Consider the following 17,344-nt stretch of genomic DNA (forward strand, 5'->3'; position numbering starts at 1 on the left):
GCTGGCCGACATGAAAGGCTGGACGGTGGGCACGCTGGCCGGCCTGCGCTACCCCTTGCTGGAGCCGGCCTTCCAGACCCGGCGCCTGAAGCGCGATGTGTCCAGCAACGAGGACGAGTTGCTGGACAAGCTGCGGCACGGGCAGGTGCAGGCGGTGGCGCTTGAGCGTGGCCGCGCCCAATATTGGAACGAGAGGGTGGAGGGCAGCCGCTGCCAGCCATCCGAGTCGGCCGGCAGCCTGCCGGTGATGCTGCGGCTGCATCCGCAGCGCCGCGATTTGCTGCCCAAACTCAATCAGGCCATCCAGGCGCTGAACAGCCAGGGCAAGCTGAAGCCCTTGTTTGCCTTTCGCGGCGGCGGCGCGCCGTAAACTAGCTTTCTGAGGATGGTTTGCCGCGCCAGGATGGCGCGGAGCCGCTCATGGGCAGGTTTTAAGAAACATTCCCGGATTCCACAATGAAATTGCAGACCCCGCAGCTGCCCGCTCAGCTTGCCGCGCTGTTTTCGCGGCTGTCGCCGGATATCGACGAGACTTTGCTGGCGCTGATAGGCGAACTGAGCCATGCCAACCAGTCCGGCCACGTTTGTCTGCCGCTGGCGCATCGTTCCGAGTTGAAGTCCTTGCGCGGCAGCCCGCTTGTCGGCGCGCCAGGCGAGTACGCCCCGCTGATACTGGACGGCGCCGGTCGCTTGTACTTCGCCCGTCACTGGCATGACGAAGACCGGCTGGCGGCGGCGCTGGTCAGCCTGGCGCAGCCCTTGCCGCCTCCCGATGAGGCCGGCCTGGCGGATCTGCTGACGCGTTTGTTTCCCGCTGCCGGCGACGGCGAGCCGGACAGGCAGAAAATGGCAGCCGCGCTGGCGGCGCGGCAGCGGCTGATGGTGATTTCGGGCGGCCCCGGCACCGGCAAGACCACGACCGTGGTGCGGCTGCTGGCCTTGCTAGCGGCGCTGTCGCCGCGCCCTTTGGTCATGGCGATGGCCGCGCCCACCGGCAAGGCGGCGGCGCGCTTGTCGGAGTCGGTACGCTCGGCGAGAGACCGGCTGGATGTGGAGGAGGCGGTGCGGCGGCAGTTGCCGGCCAAGGCGGAGACGCTGCATCGGCTGCTGGGCCTGCGGCCGGGCCGAGCGCAGCCGCGCCATCATGCCGGCAACCCTTTGCCGCTGGACCTGCTGGTGGTGGACGAGGCCTCGATGATAGACCTCTCGCTGATGGCGCGGACGGCGGAGGCCTTGCCGTCGCAGGCCCGACTGATTTTGCTGGGCGACCGCGACCAGTTGTCGTCGGTGGAGGCCGGCGCGGTGCTGGGCGAGTTGTGCGAGCGCGTGGCGTATCGTGAATCCACACGGCAATGGCTGGATCGAGTGTGCGGCGGCGAGCCGGACGCGCGCGGCGAGGACGGCGGCGCGCTGACCGATTGCGTGGCCCTGCTGACCCGCAGCCACCGCTTCGGCGCGGACTCCGGCATCGGCGAGCTGGCGCGGCGCATCAACGCCGGCGAGGGCGAGGCGGCGCTGGACGTGCTGCGAGATCCGGCACGGGAGGACGCGGAATGGTTGGGAGAGGTGTCGGACGCCATGCTGCTGGAGCGGCGCGACGGTTATCTGCGCGCCATCGCGGCAGGGGCGTCGGCCGACGAAGCGCAGCGCGCGTTCTCGTCCTTCATGTTGCTGGCGGCGGAGCGCCGACAAGTAGCCGAGTGCAACCGGCGCATCGAGGCGCGGCTGGAGCGAGACGGCGTCAAGCAGGCGGGGCGCGATTGGTACGCGGGCCGGCCGGTGATGATAGGCGAGAACGATTACGGACTGGGCCTGTTCAACGGCGACATCGGCTTCGCGCTGCCGCGGGACGACGGCCTGCGGGTGTTGTTCCCGGCGGAGGATGGCGGCTGGCGGGAGTTTGCGCCAGCCAGGCTGCCCGCGCACGAAACGGTTTTCGCGATGACCGTTCACAAGAGCCAGGGCTCGGAGTTCAACGAAGTATGGCTGCAACTGCCGGAGCAAGCGGGCGCATTGTTGAACCGGGCCTTGCTGTATACCGCGGTGACCCGGGCGCGCAGCCGCTTCGCGGTGACCGGAAGCGAGGCGGCTTGGCTGGATGGCGTGGCGCGCGCGCCGCAACGGGATTCCGGCTTGGCGGATCGTTTGCGCTGAAGTTGATGGATGGAATGCAACACTTGGCATGATTGTGCGCGGAAGAATGGTCAAGCGTCAGTAGACATCCTAAGATGCAGCCTTCCCGAAAACATGCTGGGGGAGTGGTCATGCAGGTGGATGCCGTTCTGGCTTATCTGGGCAAGGTCAGCCGTTTCGACGCTCAGCCGTTCACGCCTTTGTTCATCGGCGGCGAGCGCATGGGCTGCGTCAACGCGCAGTGGAAGGAGCGCCTGCTCGGGCACGAGCCGGCATTGTTCGAAGAGACCTATCAGGGCATATCCTGCCGCGTAGACGGCAGTTATCGCAGCATCAGCCACGCCATGGCGCTGGCGGCCCGGCGCTGGCAGCAGGCCGGCTGGCTCAATGGCTGGCGCAACGAGAATTTCACCGCCTTCCGTCAGGACGGCGCGCCGTTCTTCGAGCTGGAGCGAGCCGCTTTCCGTCCCCTGGGCCTGACCAGCCGCGCGGTCCACGTCAATGGATTGTGCCGCGTGGCCGACGGAGAGACGCGCATGTGGGTGGGACGCCGCAGCCCGCACAAGGCGGTGGACCCGAATCGCATGGACAATCTGGTGGGCGGCGGCGTGGCCGCCGGCGAGACCTTGGAACTGGCGCTGGAGCGCGAGGGATGGGAAGAGGCCGGCATAGACCGCACCATGCTGCAGCCGCTCCAGCCCGCCTCGCTGCTGCTGGCGCAGCGCCCGGTAGCGCGCGGGCTGCATCGCGAATGGCTCTATGCCTATGATTTATGGCTGGCGCCGGGGCAGGAGCCGTCCTGTCAGGACGGCGAAGTGGCCGAGCATCTGCTGTTGCCGTTGGCCGAAGTCGAACAATTGCTGGTGGCGGAGCGCTTCATGATAGACGCGGCCCTGGTTTGTATCGATTGCCTGTGCCGCCTGGGCTACTGGCGCCAGGCTGGCGCCGAGATGGAAGCCGCGTTGGCCGGCATCCGCCATGCTCTGGGACAGGATGTGGCCATTGCGGTTTAGCGATGGACCCGCTTGAGCGATGGACAAACGATGAAACCCGGCGCGGCCGGGTTTTTTCTTGCCCATTTCGGCTCTTGAATGCGTTTTATTCATTTGTTCGGAAAAGAATTACTTGTGATTTCCTGTGAATATTAAAGATTTATTTTATTTTTCATGGATTTGCTGGCTTTATTTTTATGCATTGCATCCATGATGTCAGCTCATGACATCAATTAAACTCATGTTATTATTGCCAAACATAAATTCATACGGTATAAAAAGACGATAAAACACGATTTTTATCAGAAAATAAAATGTACCGGTTAAAATTGATTTCTCCCCATTTCGGCATAGACGACAAGGGACCGTTGCATCCTACCCAGGCGCAGGCGCGGCAGGCTGCGGAATTGATGCTGCAGGTGTATCGCGGCAATGTCCGGGCCGAAGTGCACAAGGTGGATTTGAAGACCCGCAAGTCGGAAAAGCTGGAAGAGGTCTATATCAAGGTGGAGCGCGTCGACTAGTTCGAAGGGCTTGGGCGCTTTACAACTTTCCCGTTGCATCCTGTTGCGGGATAAGCTAACGTCATCGCTCCCTTAACCCCTTGTCCGATCGCCTCCCCGGCGGCGGAGAATGGAGCGATCTTTATGTTTGGCTGGTTCGAACGCCGCGTCTCCCCCTATCCGGACGCGCCCCCCGCCCAACCTCCCCAGGGCTTTTTCTCCTTTATCTGGTTCTGCACGCAGGGCATGCGCGGCCTTATCCTGTTCATGACGCTGCTGACCGCCTGCATCGGCGCTTTCGAGGCCTTGCTGTTTTCCATGATGGGCTCGATCGTGAGCTGGCTGGCCAAGATGCCGGTCGATCAGCTGTGGCAGCGCGAGCGCGGCCACTTGTTGCTGCTGGCCTGCATTCTGCTGGGCAGCGTGTTGCTGGTGGCGTTGCAGGCGATGAGCAAATACCAGGGCCTGTTTTCCAATTTCCCGATGCGGCTGCGCTGGAACTTCCATCGCCACCTGCTGGGCCAGAGCCTGAGCTTTTATCAGGACGAGTTCGCCGGCCGGGTTTCGGCCAAGGTCATGCAAACGGCGCTGGCGGTGCGCGACACGGTGCTGATCATCACTGACATCCTGGTGTTTGTCGTCATCTACTTCGTCACCATGATCGCGGTGCTGGGTCATTTCGACATGGTGCTGCTGATTCCGTTTTTCGGCTGGCTGGCCATGTACGTCGCCACGCTGTGGTTCTTCGTGCCGCGCTTGGGCAAGGCCGCCAGTCATCAAGCTGACGCGCGCAGCCTGATGACCGGCCGCATCACCGACGCCTACACCAATATCGCCACGGTCAAATTGTTCTCGCACGGCCAGCGCGAAGCGCGTTTCGCCAAGGGCGCGATGCAGGAGTTCCTGTCCACGGCCTATCGCCAGATGCGGCTGGTCAGCGGCTTCGAGATCGTCAACCAGCTGACCAGCATGCTGCTGGTGGGGCTGGCCACCGGCTCCGTGCTGTGGCTGTGGAGCATAGGCAAGGTGGATGTCGGCGCGGTGGCGGCCGCTACTGCGATGGCGCTGCGGCTGAACGGCATTTCTCACTGGATCATGTGGGAAATGTCCAGCCTGTTCGAGAACATCGGCACGGTGCAGGACGGCATCGCCACCTTGTCGCGTTCGGTCGCCGTGGTGGACAAGCCGGACGCAGCCAAGCTGGAGGTGCCGCGCGGCGAGGTCCGCTTCGACAATGTGGACTTCTCCTACGGCGGCGAGCGCAATGTGATTGCCGGCCTGAATCTGACGATACGCCCCGGCGAGAAGATAGGCCTGGTGGGGCGTTCCGGCGCCGGCAAGTCCACCATCGTCAACTTGCTGCTGCGCTTTTACGACCTGGACGGCGGACGCATCCTGATCGATGGCCAGGACATCGCAGGCGTGACGCAGGACAGCCTGCGCGCCAGGGTGGGCATGGTGACGCAGGATACTTCGCTGCTGCACCGCTCGGTGCGCGAGAACCTGTTGTACGGGCGGCCGGATGCCGGCGATGCGGAGATGGTGGAGGCGGCGCGCAAGGCCGAGGCTGACGATTTCATCCAGGGCCTGAGCGATCCCAAGGGACGAAGAGGCTACGACGCGCATGTCGGCGAGCGCGGCGTCAAACTGTCCGGCGGCCAGCGGCAGCGCATCGCCATCGCCCGCGTCATGCTGAAAGACGCGCCCATCCTGTTGCTGGATGAAGCGACCAGCGCGCTGGACTCCGAGGTGGAGGCGGCCATACAGAGCAGCTTGTATCGCTTGATGGAGGGCAAGACCGTGGTGGCGATTGCCCACCGCTTGTCCACCATCGCGGCGATGGACAGGCTGATCGTGTTGGATAAAGGCCAGGTGGTGGAGGAGGGTTCGCATCAGCAGCTGCTGGCGCGCGGCGGTCTGTATGCCAGGCTGTGGGCGCATCAGAGCGGCGGCTTCCTTGGCGAAGAGGACGGCGACGAACAGGAGAGCGCCTCGCTGATGGGCTGATCGCGGCTCGGCCAGCCAGTCCATGCGCGGCTGGCCGGGCGCGCGTTTTGCGCCGGGACGGCGTCATGAGCGCGCGCGTGGTCTAAGATGTTGGAAAGAGGCTGGCGATTCGGCGGACGGGCGAATAGGGATGGCTGTTGCAGAACGCCATCATTTATTTTCCTGAAAAAGTCGACGGCCGATGATCTATATCAAACTTTGATGCGCAAAAAAGATTCGTCTGCAGACGGCGGGGATGGGATGAGCGGCGCGCGTCCATCGTGGAGCCATCCTTCGCGCGCGGCGAAAAAATAAAGGGCTTGCAGCCTGGAGCTTGCAAACCCTTGATTTTATTGGTGCACCCGACAGGGATCGAACCTGTGACCTTCAGCTTCGGAAACTGACACTCTATCCAACTGAGCTACGGGTGCAACGTGCATTTCCACTTAAGGAGAGCATCATACAATAAGAATCTATTCCGAGTCCAGAGTAAGGTTTTTTGCCACCCCAATGGGCATACCTTATAATTAGCCGGTTTTAATTGTCATTATTTTCAGACGAGGCTTGGGATGAGTAATGAGAACGGAATGGCCCCCGGCCAGATCGTAAAGGTTCTGGTCAGCATCGTTGTTTTTCTTGTTGTAGCGATTTGGCTCCTGGCCAAGCTTGCCACAAGTGGGTTCAATGTAGATGCGGAAGTGATGACCAAGGAAGCCATCGCGGCTCGTCTGAAACCGGCAGGCGAGTCCAAAGCCAGCGACGCGCCGCCGGGCATGCGCACCGGCGAGCAGGTATTCAAGGCGATCTGTATTTCCTGTCACGGCACCGGCCTGGCTGGATCGCCGAAGTTCGGCGACGCTGGATCATGGGCGCCGCGCATCGCCAAGGGGTGGGACATGCTGGTGGACCACGCCTTGCACGGTTTCAACGCGATGCCGGCCAAAGGCGGCTCCCCGGACCTGACCGATGATGAAGTGAAGCGCGCGGTGGCCTATATGGGCAATGCCGGCGGCGCCAAGTTCACCGAACCGCCGGTGGGCGGCGCGGGCGGCGCGGTCGCTGCGGCGGATCCGGCAGTGGTCGGCAAGAAGATTTATGAAAGCGTATGCGTGGCTTGCCATGCCGCCGGCGTAGCGGGCGCGCCCAAGTTCGGCGACAAGGCGGCCTGGGCAGCGCGTTTGAAGCCCGGCATGGACGAGGTGGTGAAGATCGCGACCAAGGGGCTGAACGCGATGCCGCCTAAGGGCGGCTATACTGGCAGCGATGCGGAATTCCGCGCCGCCATCGAGTACATGGTCAATAATTCAAAATAATTCGAAGATATGGTAAAAACGCCCTATGGTTTGTCCATGGGGCGTTTTCATTTATACCGCATTGCACCAAAAGTCAATGAATGTGACCAGTTAAAAAGGACAGGTGGCGGCTGCGGCGGCTTCAGGCATGATAGGAACATCTGATTGACGAGTAGGCCGGTCAAGCCTGCCAGTCAGGTGAGGTTCCCCAGCCTCGCTTCACCCAGAGATGTTCCTCATTCTTCTTTATGGCGCCTCGCGGCGCCATTTTTCTTGTCTGTTCAACCTTGAGGCGTTTCGCCGGATTTGTCCTTGCCGGCCAGCATCGCTGTCAGATTGGCCAGCCGGGATTTGCCTTCGCTCTTGCTGACCAGCGGCTCGGCGCCGGGCTTGCCGAAATGGCGAAGGTCTTCGCCGTCGATCTCGCTGATGAAGCGCGACGGTTCGATGAATTGCCATTCGCCGGCGCGGCGGCGCTTGACGCAATAGCTCAGCGTCAGGCTGCGCTGAGCGCGGGTGATGCCGACGTACATCAGCCGCCGCTCTTCCTCCACCATGCCGTTTTCCACCGATTCGCTGTGCGGCAGGATGCCTTCCTCGCAGCCCACCAAGAACACGTGCGGGTATTCCAGGCCTTTGGACGCGTGCAGCGTGGACATCTTCACCGCGTCCACCTCGCCCTCATCGCGGCCTTCCAGCATGGTGATCAGCGCGATGGTCTGTGTCAGCTCGATCAGGTTTTTGCCGTCGGCCTCACCCTTGCGCGACAGCCAGTCCACCATTTTCAGCAGATTCTTCCACTTGGTCTCGGCTATCTTGGGGCTGTCTTCGCTGTCGTACAGCCAGGCTTCGTAGCCTATGGCTTGCAGCAACTCCAGCGCGAGTTTGCCGGCTGGCTCGCGGGTGGCGCGGTACTGCAGCTGGCTGATGAATTCGCAGAACTGCTCCAGCGGCGCCAGCTGCGCCTGCTGTATTTGCACGCGCAGGCCTGCGTCGTGGGCGGCGGCGAACAGGCTCTTGCCGTACTGGCCTGCCCAGGCGCCCAGCTTCTCCAGCGTGCCGGCGCCGACGCCGCGCTTGGGCGTGGTCAGCGCGCGGATGAAGGCGGGATCGTCGTCTGGATTGGTGATCAGCCGCATATAGGCCAGCAGGTCCTTGATCTCCGGCTTGTCGAAGAAGCTCTGGCCGCCGGCCATCTGGTAGGGGATGCGCTGGTTGCGCAGCGCCTGCTCGAAAATGCGCGCCTGGTAGTTGCCGCGGTACAGGATGGCGTAGTCCTTGAAGTCGGTGCGGTGTTCGAACTTGTGGGCCAATAGTTTTTGCACCACGGTTTCCGCCTCGTGCTCTTCGTCCTTGCATTGCACCACGTGTATGGGTTCGCCCAGGCCCAGCTCGCTCCATAACTGCTTTTCGAACAGCTTGGGATTATTGGAGATCACGCTATTGGCGGCGCGCAGGATGCGCGCGGTGGAGCGGTAGTTCTGCTCCAGCTTGATCACCTTAAGCTGCGGGAAATCCTGCTGCAGCAGGCGCAGGTTTTCCATATTGGCGCCGCGCCAGGCGTAGATGGACTGGTCGTCGTCGCCCACCGCCGTAAACAGGCCGCGCACGCCGGCCAGCAGCTTCACCATCTGGTACTGGCAGGTATTGGTGTCCTGATATTCGTCCAGCAGCAGGTAGCGAAGCTTGCCCTGCCATTTGAGCAGCACTTCCGGGTGGGTGCGGAACAGCTGTACCGGCAGTCGGATCAGGTCGTCGAAGTCCATCGCCTGATAGGCGGTCAGCGTGTCCTGATAGGCCAGATACGTCTTGGCGCAGATGCTTTCCCACTGGTCCTGGGCCGCCAGCAGCATGTCGTCCGGCGTTTTCAGGTCGTTCTTCCACAAGGATATCTGGCTCTGCACCTTGCGTATTTCATCCTTGGAGGTGGTGTTCAGGATGTCGGCGATGATCTTGCCGGCATCGTAGGCGTCCAGGATGGAGAACTGGGTCTTGTAGCCCAGATGCGGCGCCTCCTGGCGCAGGATGTGCATGCCGAGCGAGTGGAAGGTGGAGACGGTGATGCCGCGGATTTCAGCCGATGTCATCAGCTTGCTCACCCGCTCCAGCATTTCGCGCGCCGCCTTGTTGGTGAAGGTGATGGCGGCGATGTGCCGGGCCGGAATGCCGCCCTCGCGCACCAGATGGGCGATCTTGTAGGTGATCACGCGGGTCTTGCCCGAGCCGGCGCCCGCCAGCACCAGCAAGGGGCCGTCTAGATAATGGATGGCCGCGCGTTGCGGCGGATTGAGCAGGGGAGCGGACATGGCGATAGGACCCGGACGGGCGTAGCAAATCGGTAATCGAGGCCGTGCATTGTAGCATGGGGTATCATGGCTTATCGCGGATGGAATCCCAAACCCGATCCGCATCATGAGGAAATCATATGGCCATCTACGCAATCGGCGACATCCAGGGCTGTTTCGATCCCTTCCAGAAATTGCTGCGCATGATCGATTTCAATCCCGGCAAGGACACCTTGTGGCTGACCGGCGATCTGGTCAATCGCGGCCCGCAGTCGCTGGACGTGCTGCGCTGGGTGTTCCAGCACCAGGATCAGGTGGAGATGGTGCTGGGCAATCACGATCTGCATCTGTTGGCGGTATCGGAAGGCTTCGGCAAGCTGCACCGAGACGACACCATAGAAGACATTCTGAACGCGGCCGACGGCAAGGTGCTGCTGGACTGGCTGCGCTGCCAGCCGCTGATGCTGGAGGGCCAGGGCTACGCGATGGTGCACGCCGGCCTGTTGCCGGAGTGGACGATTTCCAAAGCGCTCAGACTGGCGGAGGAGGTGGAGTTCGGCCTGTCCGGCAACCGCCACCGCGAGTTTCTGGGCCGGCTGTACGGCAACAAGCCCACGCGCTGGAGCGACGATTTGAAGGGGGCGGACCGGCTGCGGCTGATCGTCAACGCCATGACCCGCATGCGCTTCCTGACGCGGGACGGCGAGCTGGACTTGAGCTATAAGGGCGAGCTGGACGGCGCGCCGGCCAATCTGGTGCCATGGTTCGAGGCGCCGAATCGCCGCCATGGCGGCACGCCCATTGTTTGCGGCCACTGGTCGGCGCTGGGCGTGCATCTGGATGAGGATATCCTGGCGATCGATTCCGGTTGCCTGTGGGGAGGCAGTCTGTCCGCGCTGCGCCTGGGCGACAAGCAGCTGTTTTCGCTGCCGTGCCAGGCCTATCGCGAGATCGCGTTGGCGGCGGGACGCTAGCGGCGGTTCAGGCGCCTGTTTCCACGGCGGGGGCGGCTTGCGGCGCGGGAGCCTCCTCCAACTGCAGGCCCAGGCCGCGAGCCACTTCGCGGCGGGCTTCCTCGGCCAGTTGGAAGCGGTTGTCCAGACCGGCATCGCCGGCCTTCAGCGGCTTCCCGTAGCAAATCTCTATCTCAATCCTGGGCACGGACAGCACCAGCCGCATGCTTTGCAGCAGCGAGATGTCGTCGATATAGGCCGCTTCGCGCAGCAGGCTGCCGTCGGGCCGCTGATAGCGCAACGATACCGGTTGGACCGTGCCGCCCGCCAGCAGAGCAGCTTCGAACAGCGAAGCCTTGAACGGCAGGAGGCCGCTGCCATCCGACGTGGTGGATTCGGGGAAGACCGCCATGCAGCCGCCGTTCTGCATCGCCTCGGCCAGGATCTGGTTGACGCGGCTGGCGTCGCGGCGGTTGCCGCGGTCTATGAACAGCGTGCCTGCCACATAGGCCAGCCAACCTATCAGCGGCCATTTGCGGATCTCGCGCTTGGCGACGAAGCGCGACACGGTGCAGCTGTTCAGCGCGATGATGTCCAGCCAGGAGACATGGTTGGCCACCAGCAGCGTATTGGGCGGGTAGAAGCCGGGATTGATGCCGCGCACGGTGACGACGGCGCCCATTATCTTCAGCGCCTGCTGCGCCCAGCGGCGGGTGACCACGGCGCGCTCGGCCTGGGCCAGCCGGGAATAGCGGGTCGCGACAATGAAAACGCCGATGGCGAGATGGGCGAGCAGCCGCAATACGCGGCCGAAGCGGGCGACGATGGGTGTAGTGTCGGTAGACTTCAAGGTTTCTTTAAGTTTTCGAGACTTTGCGATGACAGGCCGCCACTCTATCACGGCTGGCACAGCGGGCAATAGTAAGTGCTGCGCTGGCCTTGCCGAATATGGCGTATGGGAGAGCCGCAGCGGCGGCACGGCTCCTCGTGGCGGTCGTACACCATATAGCTTTGCTGGAAGTAGCCCGGCTTGCCCTCGCTGTCGACGAAATCACGCAAGGTGCTGCCGCCCGCGTCTATCGCCCGCTTCAGGACGGCCTTGATTTCGCCGGCCAGTCGCTCGCACTCCTGCAGCGTCAAGGCGCTGGCGGCTCGGTCCGGGGCCATGCCGGCGTAAAACAGCGACTCATTGGCGTAGATGTTGCCGACGCCGACCACCACGTGGTTGTCCATGATGGCCAATTTGACAGCGCAATTTCTGCGGCGCGTGGCCGCGTACAGCGCGGCGCCGTCAAAAGCGTCGGACAGCGGCTCCGGCCCCAGCGCCTTCAGCAGCGGGTGCAGCTCTATCGGCCCGACATGCCACAGCACCGCGCCGAAGCGGCGGGGGTCGCGATAGCGCAGCACTTGGCCGTCCAGTTGCAGGTCTAGGTGGTCGTGTTTTTGCGGCGGCGCGCCGGCCGGCATCAGCCGCAGGCTGCCGGACATGCCCAGATGGATCAGCAGCGTGCCGCTCTCGCACTCCAGCAGCAGATATTTGGCGCGGCGGCGCACGGCCAACACCTTTTCTCCGGCGAGGCGTGCGGACAAGTCGGGCGGCACCGGCCAGCGCAGGCTGGCGTTGCGCACGATGGCGCCTCGCAGGGTGCGGCCTTCCAGGTGCGGCGCGACGCCGCGGCGGGTAGTTTCGACTTCTGGCAGTTCTGGCATGGTGAAAATGCGATTCGGTAAATGGCGCGAACAGGAAAACCGGACATGCTATTCTACGCGTTCAACAGGCTTTGAGCAGGCAACTTGACTCCAATGCGAATGAAACCGCTGAAACGAACCTTACCCTTGCTGCTGGCCTTGTCGCTGGCCGCATGCGCCAGCACCAAGCCTATCGCTCCGCCGGTTCCCGCGCAGCCCAGCGCGGCCGAGAGCGGCAAGTCCAATGAAACGGCGCCGCAGGAAGAGGCCAAGCTGCCCGATGTGGCGCTGACGCCGGAAATCCTCTATGGCGTGCTGGCCGGGGAGATCGCCGCGCAACGCGGCGCGGCCGGTCCGGCGGGCCTGACCTATCTGGATCTGGCCAGGCAAACCCGCGATCCGCGCATGGCCCGCCGCGCGGCCGAATTCTGCCTGTTGTCGGGACAGTTGAAAGAGGCGAGCGACGCGCTGCGCTTGTGGATAGAGCTGGACCCCGAGTCGCTGCCGGCGCGCGAGCAGTTGTTCATTACGCTGATGCGCAGCGGCAAGCTGGCGGAAAGCAAGCCGCTGATCGAAGAGCTGCTGCGCCGCGAGCCCGCGAGGGCGCAGGCGATTTTCGTGCAGTTGGCGCGCTTGAGCTCTCGTGCCGAGGGCGGCTCCGCCGACGCCTATAAAATGGTGGCGGAACTGGCGGCCGCTTATCCCAATTTGCCGGAGGCCCGCTTCGCGGTGCTGGCGGCCGCGGCCGACAATGGCGATCAGGCCGCGGTAGACCGGGAGCTGGACCGACTGGCGCAGATCGCGCCGCAATGGGATTTGCCGGTCGCTTGGCAGGTGGACAGGCTGCGGCGCAAAGACATGAACGCGGCGACAGCCTTTTTGCAGCGGGAGCTGGCGCGGCGGCCGCAGGCCAGTCTGGAACTGCGGATCGCCTATCCTCGGCTGCTGGTCGGCGCCAAGCGTTTTCCCGAGGCGCGGACGGCTTTCGAGGAATTGCTGAAAGATCATCCGGACAATCCGGACCTGCTGTACGCGACGGGCCTCTTGGCCTATCAGATGCGCGATTTGCAAACCGCGGACGAAAGGCTGCAGCGCGCGCTGCGACAGCAGTATCAGGAGGCCGATTTCGTCCGCTATACGCTGGGCCAAATCGCGGAGGACGAGCATGAGAAGGCTCGCGCCGAAGAGTGGTATGGCCAGGTCGGGCCGGGACAGCAGTATTTGCCGGCGCAGTCGCGGCTGGCCATGCTGGAAGCGGGCGAGGGCAAGTTGACGGAGGCGCTGAGCCGGCTTGAGCCGCTTGGCGGCACCGACCAGGAAAAAGTGTCGGTCGTCCTGTTGCAGTCCCAATTGGCGCGCGAGGCCAAGCAGCCGCAGCGCGCCTATGCCCTGCTTAGCAAGGCGCTGAGCCGGCAGCCGCGCGCCAGCGAGCTATTGTACGAGCGTTCGCTGGTGTCCGACGTAATGGGCAATGTCGGCAATGCCGAGCGCGATCTGCGCGCCATCCTGAAGGACAAGCCGGACGATGTGCAGGCCTTGAACGCGCTGGGCTACACCCTGGCCAACCGCACCACGCGTTACCGAGAAGCCTACGGCTATATCGACAAGGCGCTGAAGGCCGAACCGGAGAATCCGGTGATCCAGGACAGCATGGGCTGGGTGTCGTTCAAGCAGGGCAAGCTGGAGACGGCGCGCAAGTATCTGGAGAAAGCCTATGGCGCGATGCCGGACCCGGAGGTGGCGGCCCACCTGGGCGAGGTGTTGTGGAGGCAGGGCCTGCGCGAACAGGCGATGTCCTTGTGGGACAAAGAGCTGGCGGCGCATCCGGGCCATGAGGTGATACTGGAGACGATGCGGCGGCTGGGGGCCAAGCAGTGAGACTGCTGGCCTGCGCCGCGCTGGCGGTGTTGCTGAGCGCCTGCGCCACGCGGGAGGTGCCGTTCCGCGCGCCGGCTTCCGCTTCCACCCCAGTCGATGCCCCGTTCACCGCCAGCGGCCGCCTGTCGGCCAGCCTGGACGGCAAGGGGCATGTCGCCAATTTCGACTGGCGGCACCAGCCGCCGTGCGACGAGGTGGCGATCAACTCGCCGCTGGGCAATACCGTGGCCAAGGTGCTGCGCGACGGCGACGGCGTCACTCTGCTGGCCGACGGCAAGCGTTGGCAGGCTGACGATGTGGAAAGCCTCACCCAGCAAGTCATGGGCTGGCCGCTGCCGCTGTCCAATCTGGCCTGGTGGATACGCGGCCTGCCGGCGCCTGGCTTGCCCAGCCATGCCGCTGAAGACGGCAGCCTGGAGCAGCAAGGCTGGCGTATTCGCTTTGTGCGAGACGCCGATGGCGACGCCGGCCATCCCAAGCGCGTGGAAATGCAGCGCGAAGGTTTGACCGTCAAAGTGGTCGTGCAGAGCTGGCAGTAAACTGGCGCCGCCATTTCACATTTTCCAAGACGCAAACGTTTATATAGAGTCGATATGCAGCACGCGTTCCATTCCTTTCCCGCCCCGGCCAAGCTCAACCTCTTATTGCATGTGGTGGGCAAGCGGCCGGATGGCTACCACCTGTTGGAGACGGTGTTCCGCTTCATTGATTTCGGCGATACGCTGCAACTGGCGGTGCGAGATGACGGTGTTGTCGAGTTGTTGACGCCGACCGAGGGCGTGCCGCCGGAAACCGACCTGACTGTGCGCGCGGCGCGGTTGCTGCAGCAGGAAAGCGGCTGCGCGATGGGCGCCAGCATACGGCTGGAGAAACGCACGCCCATGGGGGGCGGATTGGGCGGCGGCAGCTCCGACGCGGCCAGCGTGCTGATCGGTCTGAACCGGCTGTGGCGGCTGAACTGGCCGCGCGAACGGTTGCAGGAGCTGGGTTTGCGTTTGGGCGCCGACGTGCCGGTATTTATCTTCGGCCGAAATGCGCTGGCCACCGGAGTCGGTGAGGTATTGGAGCCGATTGCGCTGAGGCCGGCCTGGTATTTGGTAATTCACCCACAGGTTCATGTGCCTACCGCGGCGATATTCCGAAATTTCCAGGGAACCCGGTTGACAGAGTTTGGTCGCGTCGGCATAATGCGAATCCTCGAAACAACGCAGCAGCGCAGAAATGATCTGCAAGACGTTGTGACGAAGATGTTTCCAGCGGTGAATGAAGTACTGAGCGAACTGAGAAAATATGGTTCGCCGCTGATGACCGGATCCGGGGCATGTGTTTTCCTGGAGTTCGAGTCGAAAGACGAAGCCGATAAAGTTTACCGAGTGTTGTCGAAAAAGCATCAGGGTTTTGTTGCGGAAGGACTGGATGTCCACCCCCTGTTCGACAGCGCTGAATAAGGTTATTGGGGAGTCGCCAAGTGGTAAGGCACCGGATTTTGATTCCGGCATTCGTAGGTTCGATCCCTACCTCCCCAGCCAGGACTTTCTCCCAATAAGAGAGAGCATGAAAAAAGCGTGTAAGGCTCTCTTACACGCTTTTTCTTTATCCAGCTAAGGCAAAGCGAATCATGGCGGCATACGACAGTTTGATGGTATTTACCGGTACGGCTAATCCGGAACTTGCTCAGAACGTAGTCAAACATTTGGATATCTCGTTGGGACGTGCCGATGTCGGCAAGTTCAGCGACGGCGAGGTGGCGGTGGAGTTGCTGGAAAACGTGCGCGGTCGCGACGTTTTCATCCTGCAATCGACCTGTGCCCCGACCAACGACAACCTGATGGAAATCCTGACCATGGCCGACGCGCTCAAGCGCGCCTCCGCCGGTCGGATCACTGCGGCGATTCCGTATTTCGGCTATGCCCGCCAGGACCGCCGTCCGCGTTCCGCACGTGTGCCGATCTCGGCCAAGCTGGTGGCCAATATGCTGACCAGCGCCGGCATCGACCGCGTGCTGACCGTCGACCTGCACGCCGACCAGATCCAAGGCTTCTTCGACATCCCGGTGGACAATGTTTACGCCACCCCGGTGTTGCTGAAGGACATCCGCGCCCAGCGTTTCGATGACCTGATCGTGGTCAGCCCGGACGTGGGCGGCGTAGTGCGCGCCCGCGCGGTGGCCAAAGCGTTGAATACGGACCTGGCTATCATCGACAAACGTCGTCCGAAGGCCAACGTGGCCGAAGTGATGAACATCATCGGCGACGTGTCGGGCCGCACCTGCCTGATCGTCGACGACATGATCGACACCGCCAACACCCTGTGCAAGGCGGCCAGCGCTCTGAAGGAGCGCGGCGCCGAGCGCGTGCTGGCTTACGCGACCCACGCCATCTTCTCCGGACAGGCCGTGGACCGCATCAAGAATTCAGACATCGACATGGTGGTGGTGACCGACACCATCCCGTTGACCGCCGCGGCCAAGGCCTGCCCGAATATCCGGGTGGCCTCGATCGCCGGCCTGCTGGCCGAGACGCTGCGCAGGATCAACAACGAAGAATCGGTGTCTTACCTCTTCAACGAGGAACTGGTTGCGACGGGCGCTTGCCTGCCGTAAACATCTGGCCCGCTGGTCGCGGCGGCCGGGTGCTTTTAATCTGAAAACTGGAGTTTTGACATGTCTTACGAACTGATTGCTGCCAAGCGTGCTGATCTGGGTACGGGTGCGAGCCGCCGCCTGCGTCACGCTGGCAAAGTGCCGGCCGTGGTTTACGGCGCTGGCAAGGACGCTGTTTCCCTGGAGCTGGACCACAACACCCTGTACCACTCCGTCAAGCACGCCGACTTTCACACCTCCGTGCTGGAACTGGTGATCGACGGTCAGAAGGAACAGGTTAAGGTTGCCGCGTTCCAGATGCACCCGTACAAACAGCAAGTGCTGCACATCGACTTCGCTCGTGTGTAATCACTGCTGCCGTCGCCCGCGCGGGTGACGGTGAAGAGCTCGTTGTGCGCCCATGCGGCGGGCAGCGAGCTTTTTTCATTTGGAATGTAAAACATGTCCGGTATTCGCCTGATAGTGGGCCTGGGCAACCCCGGCCCGGATTACGAAAAGACGCGCCACAATGCCGGTTTCTGGCTGGTGGACGAACTGTGCTGGCAGTTCAAGGGAAGCTGGCGCAACGAGGGCAAGTTCCACGGTGACGTGGTGCGAGTGAGCATAGAAGGGCAGGACGTCTGGCTGCTGAAGCCCATGACGTATATGAACCTGTCAGGCCAGGCCGTGTTGGCGCTGGCGCATTTTTACAAGATTCTGCCGGATGAAATCCTGGTGGTGCACGACGAGCTGGACCTGGCGCCCGGCGTCGCCCGCTTCAAGCAGGGCGGCGGCCATGGCGGCCACAACGGCTTGAAGGACATCGCCTCTCGGCTGAGTTCGCCTGCCTTCTGGCGGCTGCGTTTGGGCATAGGCCATCCCGGCGACAAGAAGGAAGTGGCGAACTTCGTGTTGAAGAGGCCGCGCGCCGAGGAGCAGCAGGCGCTGGACGAGGCCATTCAGGCCTCTCTGCGCGAGCTGCCGCGCGCCATCGCCGGCAAGATGGCCGAGGCGATGAAGACGCTGCACACCGACGCGAAGTGAATACAGGC

At 62.9% G+C, this 17,344-nt stretch carries 16 protein-coding genes and 2 tRNA genes; 14 read left to right on the forward strand and 4 right to left on the reverse strand.

The genetic code is table 11. The annotated features are described in order from the left end of the window. The 5 genes from C2I19_RS15425 to C2I19_RS15445 form a co-directional block, all read left to right on the forward strand. Window positions 1-370 (forward strand): transporter substrate-binding domain-containing protein (locus C2I19_RS15425; protein WP_199181208.1); only part of this gene is annotated, 370 nt, incomplete at its 5' end. A gap of 86 nt (window positions 371-456) precedes the next feature. Continuing rightward, on the forward strand, window positions 457-2,154 hold the full coding sequence (recD, locus tag C2I19_RS15430) for an exodeoxyribonuclease V subunit alpha (protein ID WP_103903568.1): 1,698 nt from the start codon (window positions 457-459) through the stop codon (window positions 2,152-2,154). 110 nt (window positions 2,155-2,264) lie between these two features. After that, a complete protein-coding gene (locus C2I19_RS15435; RefSeq protein WP_103903569.1) occupies window positions 2,265-3,146 on the forward strand; it encodes an NUDIX hydrolase in 882 nt (293 codons plus the stop codon). A gap of 293 nt (window positions 3,147-3,439) precedes the next feature. After that, window positions 3,440-3,649, forward strand: a complete 210-nt coding sequence (locus tag C2I19_RS15440) for a hypothetical protein (RefSeq protein ID WP_103903570.1) — start codon at window positions 3,440-3,442, stop codon at window positions 3,647-3,649. A 123-nt stretch (window positions 3,650-3,772) separates the two neighbouring features. Next, window positions 3,773-5,635 (forward strand): ABC transporter ATP-binding protein, encoded by a 1,863-nt coding sequence (locus C2I19_RS15445; RefSeq protein ID WP_103903571.1) that lies wholly within the window; start codon window positions 3,773-3,775, stop codon window positions 5,633-5,635. A 333-nt stretch (window positions 5,636-5,968) separates the two neighbouring features. Here C2I19_RS15445 and C2I19_RS15450 read toward each other — a convergent pair. After that, window positions 5,969-6,045 (reverse strand) — tRNA-Arg (locus tag C2I19_RS15450). Between the two features lie 270 nt (window positions 6,046-6,315). Here C2I19_RS15450 and C2I19_RS15455 point away from each other — a divergent pair. Then, entirely contained in the window at window positions 6,316-6,927 is a 612-nt protein-coding gene (locus C2I19_RS15455; protein WP_233201216.1) for a c-type cytochrome, read from the forward strand. Window positions 6,928-7,187: 260 nt separating this feature from the next. Here the strand turns inward: C2I19_RS15455 and C2I19_RS15460 are convergent, their stop codons facing one another. After that, a complete protein-coding gene (locus tag C2I19_RS15460) occupies window positions 7,188-9,212 on the reverse strand; it encodes a UvrD-helicase domain-containing protein (protein WP_103903573.1) in 2,025 nt (674 codons plus the stop codon). A gap of 119 nt (window positions 9,213-9,331) precedes the next feature. On the opposite strand from C2I19_RS15460, the gene C2I19_RS15465 reads away from it, so the two are divergent. After that, a complete protein-coding gene (locus tag C2I19_RS15465; protein WP_103903574.1) occupies window positions 9,332-10,165 on the forward strand; it encodes a symmetrical bis(5'-nucleosyl)-tetraphosphatase in 834 nt (277 codons plus the stop codon). Between the two features lie 7 nt (window positions 10,166-10,172). On the opposite strand, the gene C2I19_RS15470 is transcribed toward C2I19_RS15465, so the two are convergent. Together C2I19_RS15470 and mutM are read right to left on the reverse strand one after the other, a co-directional pair. After that, window positions 10,173-10,994, reverse strand: a complete 822-nt coding sequence (locus C2I19_RS15470; protein ID WP_103903575.1) for a lysophospholipid acyltransferase family protein — start codon at window positions 10,992-10,994, stop codon at window positions 10,173-10,175. Window positions 10,995-11,041: 47 nt separating this feature from the next. Continuing rightward, window positions 11,042-11,854, reverse strand: coding sequence for a bifunctional DNA-formamidopyrimidine glycosylase/DNA-(apurinic or apyrimidinic site) lyase (mutM, locus tag C2I19_RS15475; protein WP_103903576.1), 813 nt, complete (start codon window positions 11,852-11,854; stop codon window positions 11,042-11,044). Window positions 11,855-11,953: 99 nt separating this feature from the next. Between mutM and C2I19_RS15480 the strand changes: the two genes are divergently transcribed. The 7 genes from C2I19_RS15480 to pth all read left to right on the forward strand — a co-directional run bounded on the left by C2I19_RS15480 (window position 11,954) and on the right by pth (window position 17,336). Further along, entirely contained in the window at window positions 11,954-13,711 is a 1,758-nt protein-coding gene (locus tag C2I19_RS15480) for a tetratricopeptide repeat protein (RefSeq protein WP_233201217.1), read from the forward strand. Beyond that, entirely contained in the window at window positions 13,708-14,250 is a 543-nt protein-coding gene (gene lolB, locus C2I19_RS15485; protein ID WP_103903578.1) for a lipoprotein insertase outer membrane protein LolB, read from the forward strand. Before C2I19_RS15480 ends, lolB begins: the two co-directional genes overlap by 4 nt. Before the next feature lie 54 nt (window positions 14,251-14,304). After that, window positions 14,305-15,159, forward strand: coding sequence for a 4-(cytidine 5'-diphospho)-2-C-methyl-D-erythritol kinase (ispE, locus tag C2I19_RS15490; protein ID WP_103903579.1), 855 nt, complete (start codon window positions 14,305-14,307; stop codon window positions 15,157-15,159). Window positions 15,160-15,165: 6 nt separating this feature from the next. Next, window positions 15,166-15,240 (forward strand) — tRNA-Gln (locus tag C2I19_RS15495). Window positions 15,241-15,329: 89 nt separating this feature from the next. Next, a complete protein-coding gene (locus tag C2I19_RS15500) occupies window positions 15,330-16,313 on the forward strand; it encodes a ribose-phosphate pyrophosphokinase (protein ID WP_011137605.1) in 984 nt (327 codons plus the stop codon). Window positions 16,314-16,373: 60 nt separating this feature from the next. Further along, window positions 16,374-16,661 (forward strand): 50S ribosomal protein L25, encoded by a 288-nt coding sequence (rplY, locus tag C2I19_RS15505; protein ID WP_103903580.1) that lies wholly within the window; start codon window positions 16,374-16,376, stop codon window positions 16,659-16,661. 93 nt (window positions 16,662-16,754) lie between these two features. Beyond that, window positions 16,755-17,336 carry an aminoacyl-tRNA hydrolase gene (gene pth, locus C2I19_RS15510; RefSeq protein WP_103903581.1) on the forward strand — a complete coding sequence of 194 codons (582 nt, stop codon included), beginning with the start codon at window positions 16,755-16,757 and terminating at the stop codon, window positions 17,334-17,336. The last annotated feature ends 8 nt before the right edge of the window (window positions 17,337-17,344 follow it).

Origin of the sequence: Chromobacterium alticapitis, from assembly GCF_002924365.1 — a bacterium.
GTDB lineage: Bacteria > Pseudomonadota > Gammaproteobacteria > Burkholderiales > Chromobacteriaceae > Chromobacterium > Chromobacterium alticapitis.

Bases quoted from the DNA above. Each gene is read 5' to 3' on its own strand.
- recD (WP_103903568.1), top strand. From the start codon at position 457: ATGAAATTGCAGACCCCGCAGCTGCCCGCTCAGCTTGCCGCGCTGTTT.
- C2I19_RS15435 (WP_103903569.1), top strand. From the start codon at position 2,265: ATGCAGGTGGATGCCGTTCTGGCTTATCTGGGCAAGGTCAGCCGTTTC.
- C2I19_RS15440 (WP_103903570.1), top strand. From the start codon at position 3,440: ATGTACCGGTTAAAATTGATTTCTCCCCATTTCGGCATAGACGACAAG.
- C2I19_RS15445 (WP_103903571.1), top strand. From the start codon at position 3,773: ATGTTTGGCTGGTTCGAACGCCGCGTCTCCCCCTATCCGGACGCGCCC.
- C2I19_RS15455 (WP_233201216.1), top strand. From the start codon at position 6,316: ATGACCAAGGAAGCCATCGCGGCTCGTCTGAAACCGGCAGGCGAGTCC.
- C2I19_RS15460 (WP_103903573.1), bottom strand. From the start codon at position 9,212: ATGTCCGCTCCCCTGCTCAATCCGCCGCAACGCGCGGCCATCCATTAT.
- C2I19_RS15465 (WP_103903574.1), top strand. From the start codon at position 9,332: ATGGCCATCTACGCAATCGGCGACATCCAGGGCTGTTTCGATCCCTTC.
- mutM (WP_103903576.1), bottom strand. From the start codon at position 11,854: ATGCCAGAACTGCCAGAAGTCGAAACTACCCGCCGCGGCGTCGCGCCG.
- C2I19_RS15480 (WP_233201217.1), top strand. From the start codon at position 11,954: ATGAAACCGCTGAAACGAACCTTACCCTTGCTGCTGGCCTTGTCGCTG.
- ispE (WP_103903579.1), top strand. From the start codon at position 14,305: ATGCAGCACGCGTTCCATTCCTTTCCCGCCCCGGCCAAGCTCAACCTC.
- C2I19_RS15500 (WP_011137605.1), top strand. From the start codon at position 15,330: ATGGCGGCATACGACAGTTTGATGGTATTTACCGGTACGGCTAATCCG.
- rplY (WP_103903580.1), top strand. From the start codon at position 16,374: ATGTCTTACGAACTGATTGCTGCCAAGCGTGCTGATCTGGGTACGGGT.
- pth (WP_103903581.1), top strand. From the start codon at position 16,755: ATGTCCGGTATTCGCCTGATAGTGGGCCTGGGCAACCCCGGCCCGGAT.